The organism is Peribacillus sp. Bi96 (assembly GCF_918698115.1).
Taxonomy (GTDB): Bacteria; Bacillota; Bacilli; order Bacillales; family DSM-1321; genus Peribacillus.
Map to the genome: position 1 here is coordinate 288,251 of NZ_CAKKLV010000002.1, position 14,125 is coordinate 302,375.

The following is a 14,125-nucleotide window of genomic DNA, read 5'->3' on the forward strand; positions in this document are numbered from 1 at the left end:
AGGAGGAGTTATTTTGAAATTATTAACTTTCAAGAAAAATGGTAAACAATCTCTTGGGGTGAAAGTGGATAATGGTATTGTTGATATAGTATCTGCATTATCCGTTATTGGTGGGGAAAACGTACCGACGAATATCATGGAAGTGATCGAAGGTGGACAAACAGCAGTAGCAGCATTAGAAAGATATGTAAATCGCCATGATTTATATAGTGGTAATACCTATGTTTTGGATGAAAAGGATATAAAGTGGGAACCTTGTGTGACTCAGCCAAATAAAATCATTTGTGTTGGGCTTAATTACCGTAAACATGCAGATGAAACAAATGCACCTTATCCGGAAGTTCCGATTCTTTTTAACAAGTTTAATAATACACTAACAGGCCATCAATGTGATATTGCCCTCCCTAAAATGACAGAAAAGGTAGACTATGAGGTAGAACTAGGTGTTGTAGTTGGAAAGAAAGCAAAATACGTTTCACAAGAAAATGCTCTCGATTATGTGTTTGGGTATTGTCCGGTAAATGATTTGTCCGCTAGGGATTTACAGCTTAAGACACCACAATGGCTGCTTGGAAAAACATGTGATGATTTCAGCCCAATGGGTCCATATTTGGTAACGGCTGACGAAGTGGGAAATCCCCAGAATTTAAATATAAAAACAATCGTAAACGGAGAAGTGCGTCAGAACTCTAATACGTCGGACATGATTTTTTCTGTTGCCCATATTGTGAGTTATATTTCCAATCATATGACGTTAGTTCCGGGTGATATCATTCTAACAGGAACGCCGGAGGGAGTTATTTTAGGTTATCCGGAAGAAAAACAGATTTATTTAAAGCCTGGCGATGTCGTTTCCGTTGAAATTGAAAAGCTGGGAGTATTAACAAATACATTTATTCAAGAAAAGGATTCTATAATAAAAAATAGAACATAAATTTCCTGCTAGCTTGATAATTAGGATGCGACATCAAATAGTTCACTAATTAATTCCTTTTGATTTCGGGCAGGCTTCATTCTTTGGTGAACCTGCTCGTTGTTAGTAAATGCACTGCTTACTTTAAGGGGGAAGAATATGTTTTCAAAGGGTAGAACTTCTATTATGATTTTGCTTTTCTTAGCTGGTGTTATTAATTATTTGGACAGATCGGCACTATCGATTGCAGCGCCTTTTATTCAAGATGATTTAAATTTAACACCTACTCAAATGGGCATAGTCTTTAGCAGTTTTTCTGTTGGGTATGCTGTGTTCAATTTTCTTGGAGGAATGGCATCGGATCGTTATGGAGCGAAACTAACGCTATTTGTTGCCATGATTATTTGGTCAATATTTAGTGGTGCAATTGCTCTGACATTTGGACTTGTCAGTTTAATTATTATTCGTGTTTTTTTTGGAATGGGAGAAGGACCATTATCTGCAACAATAAATAAAATGATTAATAATTGGTTTCCAGCTGACAAACGAGCAGGTGCTATCGGTTTAGCAAATAGCGGTACTCCTTTAGGGGGAGCGATTGCAGGACCTATTGTTGGTATAATAGCACTTAGTTTTGGTTGGAGAATCTCTTTTATAATAATCATGCTACTGGGCTTTGCATGGGCTATAGCTTGGTGGTTATTTAGTAAAGAAAGACCTGCAGTTAACAATGAAACTATTCCAAGCAATCAACAACATGTTAATAAAGTTTCCTCAAATAAAAAAATTCCATTAAGTTTTTATTTAAAACAAAAAACAGTTTTATTTACATCCTTTGCTTATTTTGCATATTCATATATTCTATTTTTCTTTTTAACTTGGTTTCCTAGTTATTTAATAGATACTCATGGATTAAATGTCAAAGAAATGAGTGTTGTTACAGTCATCCCGTGGATATTGGGTTTTATTGGATTAGCTTCCGGTGGATTTTTATCCGATTTTGTATACAAAAAGTTCGCTGGAAAAGGAATATTATTTTCTCGTAAGGTTGTGTTAGTTACATGTTTGTTTATTTCTGCAGTGTGTATTGGACTTGCAGGAATTGTAACAACAACTATAGGAGCTGTAAGTTTAGTGGCTTCATCTGTATTATTCTTGTATTTAACGGGATCTATTTACTGGGCGATAGTTCAGGATGTTGTAGATCAACAAAATGTTGGCTCAGTTGGAGGTTTTATGCACTTCTTAGCAAATACGGCTGGAATACTTGGACCAACTGTAACAGGATACCTTGTTCAGGTATCTGGGACATATACAGCAGCATTTCTATTAGCGGGTAGTTTAGCCATATTCGCATCATTGGCGGTAATATGGTATGTAAAACCAATTAATTTGGAAGTGTTAAAAATAAACAATCAAATGGACTTAAGGTAAATCAAATAAACTCCAAGGATTATACGGTCAGGTCGATACAAGATGTAAAGGTTAGCGAGGTATGGCAGTAATAAATTAAAGCAGTAAAGAAACAGACTGATATAGTAACCGATTAGTCCATCAGGCAGTGTGATAGCTTCAAAAATTCATTAAATAGCACATGTTATGATAATAGATTAATATTTTAAAAATAACCTCGTCAGAATATATAAGAAACACCATAATATGGCAGTTAAGTATCAACCACATTCTTTAGTATGCAATATGTAATATACTATACAAAAAGGAATTCCAAATGGTAAAAAATAGATTTATAAAAGGGAATTCCATAGTTTTGTTGAACTTGAATATTATGGTCCATTTTTATCAGTTTGAAAACTCATTTATCGTAACCGCTTACATTAATATTTCAATTATCTTTGTTTTTGAGAATGGTTGTGGAATATAAGATATTTCACATTGATGCACCAACCAAAATCATTTGCTAATGGAGGTTAACTTATGTTTAACACGGTGGCGGTCACTAACGATAAACCACGTTCCTTCTTCAAGAAGGAACACTTATTATTTCAACAGTCATTTCGTGAATTTCTTGAAAAGGAAGCTATCCCCTATTATGATCAATGGGAAAAAGATGGGGAAGTACCACGTTTACTTTGGAAAGGAATCGGAGAAAATGGATTTTTATGTCCATGGCTTGATGTGGAATTCGGTGGATTCGGAGCGGATTTTGGCTATTCAGTTGTACTGTCAGAGGAATTGGAAAGGATCGGATCTGGCTTAGCAGGGATATCCATTCATTCTGATGTTGTGGCCCCTTATATTGCTTCATTCGGAACAATAGATCAAAAACATAGGTATTTACCTAAATTCAGTACTGGAGAAATGATTTCTGCCTTTGCTCTGTCAGAGCCAGGAACGGGTCCCGAATTAGCAAATATTCAGACCACAGCCGTCAAGAAAGATGGGTATTATCGAATCAATGGAGCCAAAACATTCATCACAAACGGGTTAAGGGCCGACTTGATGATTGTAGCCTGCAAAACCGATGTTGACGCTGTTTCTTCTCTTGACGGAATCAGTTTGCTGCTGGTAGATAAAGATACTCCGGGCTTAACACGTGGAAGAAAACTAGAAAAAGATGGAGGGAATGGCTCGGAAACAGCTGACCTTTTTTTTGATGATGTTGCAGTACCTGTAGGCAACCTCCTTGGGGAGGAAGGGAAAGGTCTCTCTTATATCATGCAAAACCTGCAGCAGGAAAGACTTTTGTGTGCAATAGGATCTTTAGTGGCTGCAAAAGACATGTTTCGCTTGACGAAGGGATATGTAAAAGAGCGTAAAACTTTTAATAAGAATATTAGTCAATGTCAAAAAACACGGTTTACCATTGCTGAAATAGCGACCGATATTCAATTGGGCAGTACTTTTGTCGATGATTTAGTCTGTAAACATATGAATGGGGAGAATATCATTACCGAGGTTTCGATGGCAAAATATTGGATTACGGAAATGTCTAAGCGAATCTCTGTAAGATGCATGCAGTTACATGATGGGTACGGACATAAGGGTGACGAAAAAATTATCAGGCGTCATCGAGACATTACTGTGCCATCCTTCCATACTGGGTCAGATGCAACTGTGAAAACCCTCATTGCCAATCATAACGGGTTTTGAGGCATGATCCTAACGTAAATCTACTGACTGCCTTTTTTAAAAAAAGGTGGTTTTTTTATTCCATTTTTTCAATATAAATACAAAGAACTAGTGTTTTACACTATAAATGTTTAAGGAACTTATCGTCTGGGTATAACAGACTGTGCGTAAAAAAAGGAAATGTTTTTGTAAAATTTGTAATTGTTTATGAATGATGGAGGTGCTTGTTATGTTAAAAATTGAAAAAGTATCGAAAAACTATAAGGGAGGAAAGAAGGCTGTAAAGAATATTTCATTGGACATAAAAAAAGGGGAGTTCATTTGCTTCATTGGTCCAAGTGGCTGCGGTAAAACGACAACCATGAAAATGATTAACCGTCTAATTGAACCATCAGAAGGACAGATCCTGATAAATGGGGAAAATATAATGGATAAAGATCCGGTTCAGTTAAGAAGGGAAATTGGGTACGTTATTCAGCAAATCGGACTTTTCCCACACATGACGATTCTGGAAAATATCACTCTCGTTCCAAAACTTCTTAAATGGGAGGAAAAACGAAAAAAAGACCGGGCTCTTGAATTGCTTCAGCTTGTCGATATGGGTCCTGAATATTTAGATAGGTATCCACACGAATTGAGCGGAGGCCAGCAGCAAAGAATTGGGGTCCTCAGAGCTCTTGCTTCCAATCCGCCACTTATTTTAATGGATGAGCCATTTGGTGCACTTGATCCGATTACTCGTGATGCCCTTCAGGAGGAATTCAAAAATCTCCAGCGTACACTTAACAAAACCATCGTTTTTGTTACTCATGACATGGATGAAGCGATTAAGTTAGCGGATCGGATCGTCATATTGAAGGCTGGGGAAATCGTTCAAGTGGGGACACCGGATGAAATTCTCAGAAACCCAGTGAATGAATTCGTCGAAGAATTCATCGGTAAAGATCGATTGCTTCAAACAAGACCGCATGTTGAGTTGGTGGAACAAATCATGAGTCGTAATCCGATTTCCATTACAGAGGAAAAGTCCCTTACCGATGCCATCAAGATTATGCGCGAGAAAAGGGTGGATTCCTTGCTTGTGGTCGATGAGCAAAATGCCTTAAAGGGGTATGTAGATGTAGAAACTATCAGTGAATACCGTAAAAAAGCTAAATTCATTAGTGAAATGATCAATACAGAAGTTTATTCAGTGAATCAAGACTCTTTAATCCGTGATTCCGTTCAGAAGATACTGAAGCGGGGATTCAAATACGTGCCGGTAGTTGACCACAATAAACAATTGGTCGGAATTGTAACGAGAGCAACATTGGTCGACATCGTATATGACAGTATATGGGGAGAGGAAGAAAATCAAATGGCTGAAATGGCTGAAATGTTCTAGGAGGTGTAGAAGATGGAATCATTGCTCGTTTTTTTACAAACGAATTGGCAAGAATTGATTTATAAAGCATGGGAGCATTTATACATATCTATGATCGCTGTGTTCCTTGGAATAATCGTTGCAGTACCACTTGGCATTATGTTGACTCGAATGAAAAGGAGCGCCTCCATTATCATTGGAATTGCAAATATTATGCAGACGCTGCCGAGCCTTGCAGTACTAGCCTTTTTCATTCCTTTCTTAGGCGTCGGGAAAACACCCGCAATTATTGCGTTATTTTTCTATTCTGTTTTACCCATACTCAGGAATACATACACAGGCATCAAAGGCGTAAATGAAAATCTGCTGGAATCCGGACGTGGCATCGGTATGACAAGTTGGGAGAGAATTCGTCTGGTTGAATTCCCACTTGCACTCCCCGTCATTATGGCTGGTATCCGTACGGCTTCCGTCTATTTAATTGGATGGGCCACCTTGGCTTCTTTTATTGGAGGCGGGGGACTTGGAGATTACATTTTTATCGGTTTGAATTTATACCAAACAGAATATATCATCGCTGGGGCAGTACCTGTCATCATCATGGCCATCCTCGTCGATTATGTGTTCTCGATCATAGAACGAAAAGTCGTTCCAAAAGGATTAAAGGGTATGAAGGAAGTTGCTTGAGGAGGAATACCATGCATAAAAAAATAAGAAGTTCAATCATAATCGCCCTAATAGTTTGTACATTAATCATCAGCGGCTGCTCCTTGCCTGGATTGGGTTCGTCGTCTGAAACCACTGTAAAAATCGGTGCTCAAAGCATGACAGAATCCGAAATCCTGGCAAACATGATCGCTCAGCTCCTTGAACGAAATACGGACCTCGATACGAAAATCATCAAAAATTTAGGCTCGAATTTCGTTCAGCAAAAAGCGATGGAGAGCGGTGATATAGATATAGCCGCCACTCGCTATACGGGAACGGACTTAACAAGCGTTCTTGGACAAGATATTGAAAAGGATCCAGTAAAGGCAATGGAGGTTGTTCAAAGGGAATTTAAAAAGCAATATGGATTTAAATTTTTCGATTCTTATGGCTTTGATAATACATATGCCTTTACGATTTCAAATGAATTGGCAGAGAAAAAAGGCTATCAGAAAATATCTGATTTGGAAAAGGATGCCGATCATTTAAGGTTAGGTGTCGATAGCGCTTGGCTGAAAAGAAAAGGAGATGGATATAAGGGATTCGTCGATACATATGGCTTGGAATTTGGTGAAACATACCCGATGCAGATTGGTCTCGTATACGATGCCGTCAAAAGTGGGCAGATGGATATTGTCCTTGCATACTCTTCAGATGGCCGGATTAAGGTTAATGATTTGAAGCTATTAGAAGATGACAAACAATATTTCCCTCCCTATGATTGTTCTCCAGTCGTTACTGAAGACTTATTGGAAAGGTATCCGGAGATAGAAGATGAACTTAACAAGTTAATTGGCGAAATTAATACCGAAACCATGCAGGAATTGAATTATGAAGTTGATGGGAACTTGAAAGAGCCATCGGTCGTGGCAACGGAATTCCTCAAAGCACATAAATATTTTGAATAAATGGGAGGTGCAAACTAATGGAAATTTTACAACAGCTAGGAACTTATTATTCCCAAAATTGGTTGTATGTACTTACAGAGTTTTATCGTCACTTTTTAATGTCCGCTTATGGTGTATTATTTGCTGCAATCATAGCGATCCCAGTAGGCATTTTCATCGCAAAACATAAAAAACTGAGTAAGTGGGTATTTTCGATCACAAATGTCATCCAGACTACACCAGCATTGGCTCTGCTTGCTCTACTTATGCTAGTGATGGGGTTAGGAACAAATACCGTAATTTTGTCATTGTTTTTATACTCCCTACTGCCAATCATGAGGAACACGTATGTCGGAATTATAAATATAGATCATGCGTATTTAGAATCCGGTAAAGCAATGGGCATGACGAAGTTCCAGTTATTAAGAATGGTCGAACTGCCATTATCCCTGTCTGTCATCATGGCTGGTTTACGTACAGCGCTTGTTGTTGCAATAGGAGTAACTGCCGTTGGTACATTCGTAGGTGCAGGCGGTCTCGGGGATATCATTGTCAGGGGAACCAATGCTTCAAATGGGACTGCAATCATACTAGCAGGAGCAATCCCGACGGCTTTGATGGCCATTCTGTCAGATCTTTTACTCGGTTGGTTGGAACGAGTGCTTTCACCGATAAAAAAGAAAAAATTTCATACAATCTAAACAAAGCACGACAGGAAAAAAGCCATTGCATGCTTCATGCAATGGCTTTTTTCTTAAGTATTTTTAGCGAAAAGTACAAGTACCATTAGAAATTGGAAGTTGAACTTATCCTGCCTTGTTTTTTATTTTAAATAAAGGGTAACTATAAGGGTAGTCGTAAAAAAAATATAAGGGGAATCGATCATGAAACTAACACCAGAGCAACGAATTGAACTTCATGGATTTAATAATCTTACGAAATCTTTAAGCTTTAATATGTATGATATCTGTTATACAAAAACGAGGGAAGAGAGAGAGGCGTATCTTGATTATATCGATGAACAATACAATGCAGAGAGGCTATCGAAGATTTTGCATAACGTTTCCGATTTAATTGGAGCGCATGTTTTAAATACGGCCAAACAGGATTATGTCCCACAAGGCGCCAGTGTAACCATACTTGTTTCAGAAGGTCCTGTCGTTGAGGTACCCACTGGAACTTATGAGGAATCACCAGGGCCTCTACCTGATAATGTGGTCATGCAACTGGACAAAAGCCATATAACCGTACATACATACCCTGAATTTCATCCAAATGAAGGCATTAGCACCTTCAGGGCGGATATCGATGTCTCTACTTGTGGAGAGATTTCTCCGCTTAAAGCCCTTAATTATCTCATACATTCCTTCGATACTGACATTATCACGATCGATTATCGTGTAAGAGGGTTTACCAGAGATAAAAATGGCCGGAAATTGTTCATAGATCATGATATTAATTCGATCCAAAACTATATCCCCGAAGAAGTAAAGGGGTTATATGACATGATAGATGTAAATGTATATCAGGAAAATATATTCCATACGAAATGTAAACTAAAAAGATTCGATATTAATAATTATTTATTCGGTTATACAGAGGAAAAACTAAATACAGAGGAAAGGCAGGAAATAATAGAAAGGCTTCGAACGGAGATGGATGAAATTTTTTATGGTGCAAATGTTCCCCATCCATTAGAGAAAAACAAGCATTCCTAATAAGGGGATGCTTGTTTAGCTAATGTTAATTTAAATGGAAAACGAGAACCAATCCATACCCGAGACATGTTAATAGAACAGAGCCTATCAACCCAGCGACAAAAGGTTTTCCGCCATATTTCTTAAAGGTTACGAGGTCAATATTCAATCCTAGTCCGGCCATTGACATAGCCATGAGGATATAAGAAAGCATAACAAGCTTTTCGGCTATATACTCAGGAACAACTCCTGAGGAATAGAGAGCGCTCATTAATAAAAACCCAAAAATAAACCATGGTATCTGAATGGATTTCCAAGAAGATTCCTTTCCGTTATCCCGGGATTGCTCTTTCCAATTCATGATGAATCCAATTATCATGGCAACAGGGATAAGCAGGGCTACTCTTGTTAACTTGACCATGACAGCTAAATCCACTGCCTCATTTCCCCCCGGTGCTGCTGCCGCGATGACGTGAGCAATTTCATGGAGTGTCGCACCCGAAAATATACCATATCCTGGATTGGATAACTCCAATATTGGATATAGGATCGTATAACCGAAAGTGAAGGTTGTACCTAATACAGCAACCGTCGCTACAGCTATTGCGGTATCTTTTTCTTTTGCTTTTATTTGGGAGGAAATTGCCAGGATGGCAGCAGCTCCACAAATTCCCGTTCCGCAAGCTGTCAATATGCCTAGCTTTTTCTCAACTTTAAATAGGCGGGTCAATCCATAAACTACTAATATAGCAAATACAAGACTAATGGCGCCTACCGCAAATGTTTTCGGACCCGCATTAAAAATATCCTTCAGGTTCAAGCGCATTCCTAATAAGATAATGCCCATTCTCAAAAGGACTTTACTTGAATAATTTGTCCCTGCAACGGCGTAAGCTGGAACGCCAATTATCGATTTCCAAACAACACCAATCAGTATCGCAATGACTAACTGTCCCATTATATGAAGGAATGGAAGCTCAGCTAAGTATTTTGCTGCAAGTGCAATTAGCAAAGTCAATGCTATTCCTTTTGTAAATCCAAGTTTTTTTGTTTTAACGTTTGTTTGTTCCAGTGTGATCACTCCATCATTGTTGATGCCTTAACATTAATGCTAAATTAAAAATAAGTGAAATATATTTTTGCTATATCAATGATAACTTATACTTATGATAAAATGAATCGCATAGGTAAATAGGGAGGTAACTATGGATCCGTTAAAAGTATTCGTAACCGTAATCGAACAGAAAAACTTTTCAAGAGCAGGGGATATACTGAACCTGTCGCAGCCAGGAGTCAGTCTGCACATAAGAAATTTGGAAAATGAGTTAGGAACGAAATTAATTTATCGTTCTCCCAAACAAGTTCAAATAACAGAGCCGGGAAAAATATTGTATAGACATGCAAAGCAAATGCTTAATCATTATGAAACAGCAAAAAGAGAAATAAATGAATTTAATAACGTGGTGAGCGGAACGATGAAAATAGGGGCAAGCTTCACGATAGGGGAATATTATCTTCCAAAAGTTTTAGCAGAATATGCTGCTAAATATCCGCTGGTGGACATACAAATCATCATCTCGAATTCTAATGAAGTCATTCAAGGGATACGTTCCAATCAGATTGATATAGGTTTGATTGAAGGGGAAACGGATTATAAAGATATCGATGTCATCCCATTCATGAAAGACGAAATGATTGTGGTCGTTCCCCCAGTCCATCCACTTTCACAGATGGATATTATAGAGGGTGACATGCTGCAAAACCAAATATGGATACTTAGGGAGCAAGGATCGGGAACTCGTACATATTCGGATAAACTACTGAGCAGCCTGGAGCTAAGCATCAAGCGAAGCTTCATTTTCACCAGTATCCAAGGTGTGAAAGAAGCGGTGATGGCAGGACTTGGCATTGCCCTGTTATCCAGATTGACAGTACAAAAAGAATTGAAATCCAATGAGTTGAAAACCTTTCATGTGAAAAATGAACCCATTATCAGACCTTTTTCAATCGTGAAAAAGAAAGACTTTGAAGCATCAAAAGCCATGGAGTTGTTCTTAAGGAAGGTCGAAGAATATGCGATAAAAGGGCCGTCCTAAATAATAACCCTAAACATTTGCTCATCCTTTCATAATGAAGAGGGTGGGCATTTTTAACGACGAAATATTTTTAATTTTAATGAAAACGTCGAAAGTATTTTGGAATATGTCAATCAATAAGCTAATTTTACGTATTTTCACATTATTGCAAACATATAAATTAAGTAGGTAGTCTCCAGGAAGTTCTAAGTCCCTGTTTGACTTTTCCTGATATTAATAATCTTAAAAGGAGCAACCACATTGGCTATAGAGAAGCAGAAAGATAAGCGGATTTCTGTTTTCGACAGGATTATAGGATTCATGCCAAAATTTTATGTGATTGGAACCATTTTAATTTTTGTTTATACGCTAGTAGCGATGGCTCATTTAGGTATCCAAACTTTGAATAAGCCAGAGGAAGCCGTGGCTCCTGCCACAAATCCACCTATTTCTCAGGGCTTTGAAAATACATTGATAACATTAATCATCGAACCGATCGTAACGTCTGAATTTTATCAAATCATCTTTAACACTTTATTTCTTTACCTTGTTTGGATACTGCTTTTCCTATTAGCACCGATTGCTTTTTACCGTTTAAAGCACTTTAAGTTTTTTAATATCGAAATTGAAATTGAAAAACAAGATGCAGCCGTTTATGAAGTATTTAGCATGAGCAGTTCGAAAATGAAATTTGCAGCGTATTTAACTTCTGAAGAATATCAATTGGAGATATCAGAGGAAATTGCCAATAGCAAGGATTTTAAATCACCCTTAATATATACACTGGACAGCGCCGTGGACTTTTATTCCAATCAATTGGGACTGACCTTCACTTATGATATATATACCCTGAACCAATTCAAGAAAGCAAAACTGCCTAAATCCATTAAAGCGATGCTTGATAAGTCGATCCAAACTGGTGATCCATGCATCTCGAACAAAAGCAACAGTGATAGTGAATATTACAAGAACTTCCTATTGCATTATTTTGAAAACATGGATGGGAAATTTGTCACCGTCCTTAATAGCTATCAAACGGAATTTGATACGTTCGATAAATCACTACTCAAGATCCTGCAAAATGTCATATACGATTACTATCTTCAGTATAACTATATTTATGAAGTAAGCGAGAAGATGGAGAAAAATGAAGCGATTTTTCACAGTAAATAAAAAAACCACCCTACAAGTGGTTATTTTTTTTGGAAAGATGATTGTTAATAATATTTTGGACAATTACATTATTACCAATGAGCTCAGACGATTTCTTTACGTGTTGTTCCCGAAAATCCATGTTCTTTATTTTCTTAGACTTTTTCCCATTTTTAAAATTATTGAAGGCATTTAAAAAAGCTATCTGAATCACTCCCCTTATAGATTAGTATATTCATATTTTGGATAAAATTTCATGAAAAACCCCATTTTATTAAAAAATGTTTTGGAGATTAAGAACTGGATTGAATCAATCTAAACATTTAAATAGACATTCTTGAAGAAGTTAATATAATAAATCCTGCATTTTTTTAATTAGAAATAAAGAAATTCCATCAAAAGTATTGTATAGTAATAATAAAGAGTTCGAACAAACATTCGTTTCTTTGAGGCAAGACGACTTCAATAGTGGAACAGGAGAGAGACAGTGAACGGTACAGCACACATGGCAATAGGGGCAACGGTTGGCTTCTTAACGGCAAACACATTACAAACCGATCCAACCACCACTTTATTTTTGGTTGGGATGGGGGGCGTTTCAGGCCTGATGCCAGACATGGATATTGATGGGAAGTTAAGTAATAGGATTACCTTTTCACACAAGTTTATCCGAACGTTAGCACAAACGATTGGGATTCTATTGATTATTTATAGTGTATTGGAAGGTTTTGAAAAGGAAAAGTGGATTGGTGTAGGGGCAGGAATTGGACTGATCATAATATCCTCATTCATTACACAAAGGCATATGTTGACCCTGACTGGATTAGGGGTTTTAGGTGTCGGAATATCCTTACAGGAAAACTGGTTATGGCTGTTAGGCATTTATATTATTCTAGCATCCTTTACACCACATAGAAGTTATACACATTCGATTGCTGGCATCGCTTTCTTTGGCATCATTGCTTTTCAAATTCAAGCATCGCTTGAGATCGAAGGAATTTTCACTACTTGTCTATTAGGATACATAAGCCATTTAATCGCTGACATGAAATTTTTACCTTTTAATAAGCGAGGGGTAAAGTTATTTTTGCCATTTTTCTCAAAAGAATTTTAATAGTGGATTCCAGTTCCACTATTCAGACTGTAGACGAACTCGAAGAAAGCCGAGAGTTTATCTACAGTTTTTTTCAGGGTTTATAAAAATTCGAACATAGATTGGAACGTAGGGTACTGGCTTTCAGGGGCGAGTCCGAACTCGTTGCTCTTTGCCCCTGCTGGGTCTCCTTGGGCCTGAATACCAGTACCACTGTTTTTTATGAAATGAAGCTTTACTAGTTTTGAAAAATGATACTTAAATGTAAATTGAATTAAAGTTGATTATCCATGCCAAAATTCGACTTTTTTTTAGTTTTTATATGGTCATTCTTCCTATATCTACTAAATGTAACATAATTGTAAAGTTCCTGTGATGCGAATGATATAGCTTTTCAAGTATATTAGGTTTAGCAGATTACATCAGGGGGTAAAATATTTTGTTCAAGAAAATTGTCGTCGGATTGTCATTAGCTATTATGCTTGCTTTGGTATCTTTTGCAGGGGAGCAAGCGGAAGCAGCTTCATATCATACAAAAGCGATTAAAGTGGCCAAAAGTGAATTAGGTACAAAATATAAAATGGGTGGCATTTCCTCATCAGGTTTTGATTGCTCAGGCTTAGTGAAATATTCATATCAAAAAGCTGGCAAGAATCTACCAAGGACAGCTGCTGATATATACAAAAAAGGAACAAAGGTTAAGACCTTACAAAAAGGTGACTTAATGTTTTTTGCACCAAATAAAGCTAAAAAACCCACACATGTGGCAATATACATAGGTGACAATCAATTCATTCACTCTTCCTCATCAAAGGGAGTGTCATACGCTAAAACCAATAATAGTTATTGGAAGCCAAAGTTTATTGGAGCAAAACGCATTTAATAGAAGGAAAGCATCTTTATAGTAACGAGTATGAGACTTCATGAAGTCTCTTTTTTTTGTTTAAAAAAAGGGTCGATGAGACATGGTCAACATTAACCATATTTGTTAGCTCTAAGACACCTTGATGCAATTAAGTAGAAGAGTGTATGTTATGATTCGTCCTCAAAGGGGTAATCAATAAAAGAGGACATACATGGAATCTTTTTATTTGACTGGAAATAGATAGTTTAATATGATTAGCAAACCAATCCGGATGTTTCTATG

13 protein-coding genes are annotated in these 14,125 nt (G+C 37.3%); 12 read left to right on the forward strand and 1 reads right to left on the reverse strand.

Annotation, left to right across the window (positions count from 1 at the left end):
- Positions 1 to 13: 13 nt before the first annotated feature.
- The 8 genes from LQ203_RS03865 to speD all read left to right on the forward strand — a co-directional run bounded on the left by LQ203_RS03865 (position 14) and on the right by speD (position 8,679).
- Entirely contained in the window at positions 14 to 934 is a 921-nt protein-coding gene (locus tag LQ203_RS03865; RefSeq protein WP_230155864.1) for a fumarylacetoacetate hydrolase family protein, read from the forward strand.
- Positions 935 to 1,072: 138 nt separating this feature from the next.
- Positions 1,073 to 2,347, forward strand: a complete 1,275-nt coding sequence (locus LQ203_RS03870) for an MFS transporter (RefSeq protein WP_230155871.1) — start codon at positions 1,073 to 1,075, stop codon at positions 2,345 to 2,347.
- A 501-nt stretch (positions 2,348 to 2,848) separates the two neighbouring features.
- Positions 2,849 to 4,024 carry an acyl-CoA dehydrogenase family protein gene (locus LQ203_RS03875; RefSeq protein ID WP_230155873.1) on the forward strand — a complete coding sequence of 392 codons (1,176 nt, stop codon included), beginning with the start codon at positions 2,849 to 2,851 and terminating at the stop codon, positions 4,022 to 4,024.
- 208 nt (positions 4,025 to 4,232) lie between these two features.
- The gene (locus LQ203_RS03880; protein ID WP_230155875.1) at positions 4,233 to 5,387 is read left to right on the forward strand and encodes a betaine/proline/choline family ABC transporter ATP-binding protein; all 1,155 of its coding nucleotides are present in this window, start codon (positions 4,233 to 4,235) and stop codon (positions 5,385 to 5,387) included.
- A gap of 12 nt (positions 5,388 to 5,399) precedes the next feature.
- Positions 5,400 to 6,053, forward strand: a complete 654-nt coding sequence (locus LQ203_RS03885; protein WP_230155876.1) for an ABC transporter permease — start codon at positions 5,400 to 5,402, stop codon at positions 6,051 to 6,053.
- 11 nt (positions 6,054 to 6,064) lie between these two features.
- Positions 6,065 to 6,982 carry an osmoprotectant ABC transporter substrate-binding protein gene (locus LQ203_RS03890; protein ID WP_230155878.1) on the forward strand — a complete coding sequence of 306 codons (918 nt, stop codon included), beginning with the start codon at positions 6,065 to 6,067 and terminating at the stop codon, positions 6,980 to 6,982.
- Between the two features lie 17 nt (positions 6,983 to 6,999).
- Complete coding sequence (locus LQ203_RS03895) at positions 7,000 to 7,662, forward strand: ABC transporter permease (protein ID WP_230155880.1); 663 nt, start codon at positions 7,000 to 7,002, stop codon at positions 7,660 to 7,662.
- Positions 7,663 to 7,845: 183 nt separating this feature from the next.
- Positions 7,846 to 8,679 (forward strand): adenosylmethionine decarboxylase, encoded by an 834-nt coding sequence (gene speD, locus LQ203_RS03900; RefSeq protein WP_230155882.1) that lies wholly within the window; start codon positions 7,846 to 7,848, stop codon positions 8,677 to 8,679.
- Positions 8,680 to 8,704: 25 nt separating this feature from the next.
- Here speD and LQ203_RS03905 read toward each other — a convergent pair whose 3' ends face one another.
- The gene (locus LQ203_RS03905) at positions 8,705 to 9,730 is read right to left on the reverse strand and encodes a YeiH family protein (RefSeq protein WP_230156138.1); all 1,026 of its coding nucleotides are present in this window, start codon (positions 9,728 to 9,730) and stop codon (positions 8,705 to 8,707) included.
- A 133-nt stretch (positions 9,731 to 9,863) separates the two neighbouring features.
- On the opposite strand from LQ203_RS03905, the gene LQ203_RS03910 reads away from it, so the two are divergent.
- The 4 genes from LQ203_RS03910 to LQ203_RS03925 all read left to right on the forward strand — a co-directional run bounded on the left by LQ203_RS03910 (position 9,864) and on the right by LQ203_RS03925 (position 13,861).
- Entirely contained in the window at positions 9,864 to 10,754 is an 891-nt protein-coding gene (locus tag LQ203_RS03910; RefSeq protein ID WP_230155884.1) for a selenium metabolism-associated LysR family transcriptional regulator, read from the forward strand.
- Positions 10,755 to 10,994: 240 nt separating this feature from the next.
- Complete coding sequence (locus LQ203_RS03915; RefSeq protein WP_230155886.1) at positions 10,995 to 11,906, forward strand: hypothetical protein; 912 nt, start codon at positions 10,995 to 10,997, stop codon at positions 11,904 to 11,906.
- A 466-nt stretch (positions 11,907 to 12,372) separates the two neighbouring features.
- Positions 12,373 to 12,999 (forward strand): metal-dependent hydrolase, encoded by a 627-nt coding sequence (locus tag LQ203_RS03920; RefSeq protein ID WP_230155888.1) that lies wholly within the window; start codon positions 12,373 to 12,375, stop codon positions 12,997 to 12,999.
- 418 nt (positions 13,000 to 13,417) lie between these two features.
- Positions 13,418 to 13,861, forward strand: coding sequence for a C40 family peptidase (locus LQ203_RS03925; protein WP_230155889.1), 444 nt, complete (start codon positions 13,418 to 13,420; stop codon positions 13,859 to 13,861).
- Positions 13,862 to 14,125: the final 264 nt, after the last annotated feature.